The sequence below is a fragment of the Xanthovirga aplysinae genome, assembly GCF_009711365.1.
Lineage (GTDB): Bacteria > Bacteroidota > Bacteroidia > Cytophagales > Cyclobacteriaceae > Xanthovirga > Xanthovirga aplysinae.
The window spans coordinates 1-4,333 of the sequence record NZ_SMMB01000822.1; the positions used below are offsets into that span (position 1 = coordinate 1).

Annotated in this window: 2 protein-coding genes and 1 pseudogene; all 3 read right to left on the reverse strand. The window is 38.8% G+C overall.

Annotated elements, in window-relative coordinates:
• Positions 1 to 117: 117 nt before the first annotated feature.
• Positions 118 to 234: pseudogene (locus E1171_RS24425) on the reverse strand (IS6 family transposase); the annotation flags it as partial.
• Between the two features lie 171 nt (positions 235 to 405).
• Positions 406 to 1,452 carry a GEVED domain-containing protein gene (locus E1171_RS06245; RefSeq protein WP_155205154.1) on the reverse strand — a complete coding sequence of 349 codons (1,047 nt, stop codon included), beginning with the start codon at positions 1,450 to 1,452 and terminating at the stop codon, positions 406 to 408.
• Positions 1,452 to 3,758, reverse strand: a complete 2,307-nt coding sequence (locus tag E1171_RS06250) for a M43 family zinc metalloprotease (RefSeq protein ID WP_155205155.1) — start codon at positions 3,756 to 3,758, stop codon at positions 1,452 to 1,454. Before E1171_RS06250 ends, E1171_RS06245 begins: the two co-directional genes overlap by 1 nt.
• Positions 3,759 to 4,333: the final 575 nt, after the last annotated feature.

A 4,333-nucleotide genomic window follows, 5' to 3' on the forward strand; every position in this document is an offset into this window, starting at 1 on the left:
TTGGAGATAGGAATCTCTCAGGGTGGATATACCCGTGGGCGCTAATGTACAGCATTGAGCTCAAGCGTTGCCTAAAATTCCCCCACTATAGCACTAGCTTAGTGGGGGGAGCATATCAATATAGGTCTCATCGATTCGCCAAGAGCCTGTTGTTTCGTCCCTTAAGTACCAAGAGATCTTTTTCTCCATTTCCGGAGCATATCACTGAACCCAACAGTAAAAAATGGTATGGTTGGCTCTGTTGCAAAGTTTCTTTGTGGCAAGTATTATACAATTCTAATTCCTTCAAATTAAAAATGAACAACCTATTTTCCGGCGACAATTTGCTTGGAACAGCCAAATTTTCAAATTTGCAACAGAGCCACTTTTATTAAGGGCAGTCTTCCTCTTTTATTTAGTCGTTAATCATTTGACCACAATTTTTTGTGTGCCTAAGTGATCCTTACTTATCACCAATAAATTATACAATCCTTTTGGATAATTACGTAGATTTACGCTTTCGTAAGGGGCTTCTTTTTGAATAAAGGAGATTTTTTCGTATACCACTTTACCTTCCATATTAACTATCTTAAGCGTAACCCAACTCTCATCATATCTATTTAACTTAACCATAAATAACCCCTCATTCGGGTTAGGGTACAAGCTAATTGTTCTCATTACAGTTGGTTCTCTTACCGCTAAAGCTCCACCAGAGATATTTACAGAATAGTCCTCTACCTCACCCATGTATGTATCAACTCCACAAGGCCCTGGAGTATTTCCATAAGCAAGCCTTACACGCATTCTGGTGGTGCCACTTTGAGCAGATGAAGGTACACTTACCGTACCATTAAAAGATCCTGAACCACGCTTAAAATAAACATATTCATTTTCATCATTAAAATCACGATCACTGTTCCAATCTACCCAGGCCTGTACATCAACATCCGGCCAATGACCATTTAAAACAGATATTTCCAGTGGGTACGATTGTCCGGCACTAACATTTGCCGTTTGGGAAGTAAAATCCGAATAGCCATTCCACGATGAGGCATTATTTATACCCGCAAATTGTACCCTAGTTATTTCATTATAGTCCAAATCGGTGGATGCTGAACAATAATCACCTGATGGAGGGTTTCCAGTACCGGAAGTTTCTCCCGCATATAAAGTAGCATTAGGATCCTGACTATAGGCCCAATCATGAAGAGTAAAAGAAGAACCACTGGCATTAACAGAAATATGGAACCATCCATTTAGTATTTTTTTTCGCTCATCAAGAAATTGGAAGCCTATATAACCTTCCTGCCCATCCCAAACCCTATAGGAAGAAGTTCTAACCTTAAGAAAGTCGGGGTATTGTTTTCCAAAAACCCAATTAGAAGAAGAGTTAATAGGGTCACCCTCATATAAAAGGGACACATTCTTCGTATTTCCCTCACAAATAAAGGGTTTTCCATAAGTCTCAAACATCAATTCTCCATTTTCATAAAAGAAACAAAGTCATCGATGCGCCCATCATGTAAGTAAAACCAACCCCAGGTATTTCCGCTGTTCACGGTTATATCATCGATATCTTTATAAATAACCTCATAGGGATTAGCAAAATCCAAGACAACAGCAAAAGAAGCATTATAAATTGAAGAAGCACTACCTATAAACGCTGCATCCAAAAAATTAACGGTTAGGTCCGAAATATCATTGGAACCATTGTGCGAAGAAGCGGTACCTTCCAAGGTCAATACAGCAGAATTACCACCGTTGGCTTGTATTCGTACGTTTAAGCCGGACGGCACATTAGAGGTGGTAAAGTGTGTCCCTTCTGTCATGAAACCACTAGCAACGGCAAATTGAGCGCCTTCTTCAGCAGAAATAACTATATCTCCAGCAATAGTTCCATCATTTAAATCATCCTCAAAAAATAAGTTCTCTGAAAGGGCTAGTCGCTTACCCAAACCCGACTCCCCAGCGTAAAGAGTTGCATTAGGATCTTCATGGTAAGCAAAATCATAAAGGGTATAAGAGGTGCCGTCAGAAGAAACCGAAGCCTGAAACCACCCATTTACCACCCTTCCCTGTTCATTGGTAAACTGAAATCCAATATAGCCGCTTCGGCCCTCCCAGGCCCTATAGGAAGTAGACCTTAAATCCAGGATTTCATTCCAGAATCCTCCTTCAACCCAGTTATTTGAAGAGTTAATAGGGTCTCCTTTCTCCAATAAACTTATATTCCTGCTGTTATTTTCACACACCAAGGCTTTACTACCGGACTCCAATTTTAAGTTATTTTCTGCCTCCGGGAAAACAAAGCCCCCAAATGTTGCATTTCCAACCCCTAACTCAAAAGGAACCCATGTGAAAAATGTGGTGTTGACAAAAACATTGTCCATATCCCCATAAACAATTTGATAAGGATTTATAAAATCAAACAAGAGATTATTAATAGAAGGATTAAACAAACCTGAGGTTCCTCCTACAATAGCAGGATTTAAAAAAGTGATGGAACCTTCTAAATCATTGGAGTCGCTATGGAAGGAGGCATTTCCTTCAAAGCTCACAGTAACAGAAGTAGAACTGTTAGCCTGTATGCGAACGCTAAGGCCTGAAGGAATATTGGAAGCAGTAAAATGTATCCCTTCAATCAAATCACCATCGGTAACGGCAAACTCCGCACCATCTTCGGCTGTAACAGTTACACTATTTTCAATACCCCCATTATTTTGAACGTCTTCATAAAACCTGAAACCAGAAGCCAGGAGGTGTGGGCCTAACCCATAAATTCCTGTACTTTGAAGATTACTTTCCTGCCATAAGGGATGCCTGGAAGGGTGTTGCAAAGCAGCCGACATTCGGTTTATTTGCCCCACCGTAAACATCCTCCGGCAAGAAGAATAATCCATATAATTAGAAGCATTGGGAATGCCGGCTCCTGAGCACAGTACTGTGGTAGTATTGCAGTCGTAATTAGCAGTAGTTGCCGGAGTGTCATCCACCTGATCTCCTTCATTACATCCTCCCTCAAAAGTATGGATAAGGTTTAAATAATGCCCAAACTCATGTGTTAGTGTAGCCTGGAATTCATTATCCACGTCATTACCCCAAAGATATCTTCCGTTATAAACTATTCTTGCGGTGTTGTTGTCAGACATCCCACTGTCTGGGTACCAGCCCACACCGGAATTATTGGTTGCCCCATCTGCATATAAATCCAGCATTACATAGAGATTCATATATTTATAATTATCCCAGGCATATTGCCTTATCTGGTCATCATAGGTATCATCTTGACCAAAACCAGACTTTTGAGGATAGTAATTAATGCCGGTGGTAGGATTACCATTAGGGTCAAGTTTTGCCAGTTCAAAAGAAACATCTAGTGTACCCCTCCTGTTTCGGAATAACGGAATAACCTCATTAAAATCTGGATTTAGTCCGTGGAAATCTTCATTCACCTTCTCAAGAGCTGTTTTGATGATATTATCATCTACAGAATAGCCCTCAAAATCCTCCCCAAAGACATGGACAACCACAGGAATAGTGTAGGTGGTATGACTCATCATTCTGCCTACCTCCGTATTCTGGACAAATTCTCTTGTAAATTGATCAAATTCTAAGGCCTGCTGTTTACTAACTGGGTTTTTATTGTAGTGTTTTTTCATTGCCTTTTCCGTACCACAGGGAACCCGAGAGCCTTGTCCCCAGACGGTACTTTTACTACTAGAAAACAGAACTAAAAGAAAGGAAACCTTTAACATCTGTTTTTGAATGGTCTTTTTCATTATGGTATTATTTATAATTTAGCTTTCGTTCGAATATGGTTTTGATAATAAATTTACCTTAATAAGGTATGACATTTAGGAAGTTTGAAGCCTATGGATCTCCTCAAAGACAGCTTTGACGATCTTTAAATATTACTATGCTTGATTCGATCGTTCTTTGGCTTTAAGGCGCTCTAATTTTACAAAATCCAACGTCCAAGTAAATATGTAATTTCACTGGGTTTTCTCCATTTTTTATTGGTGATTCACTGAGTATAGTGTTTTGTTTTAAGGAATTATACATTCCTTCCACTTTCCATCTTCTTTGGTAGAAAGTGGTAATTTGGTCGTAATTAACAGTAATGTTATGATTTTTTTGTTTTCAGTTTGAAAAGGAAAAAAAGAGGGTAAAGAATAAGGGTGGTCTACAATACAAAGTATTGATTTACAGGATATTAAAAATAATAATTAAATTTAAAATCAAAAACCAGATAAAGAAAAATTAAATATTGACCCAAACATAGGTCTCTATTAAATGACTCTAGCCTGTTTCATTTACTCCTCAACAGTATTGGTTAAAATCCAGGAAAATTTAT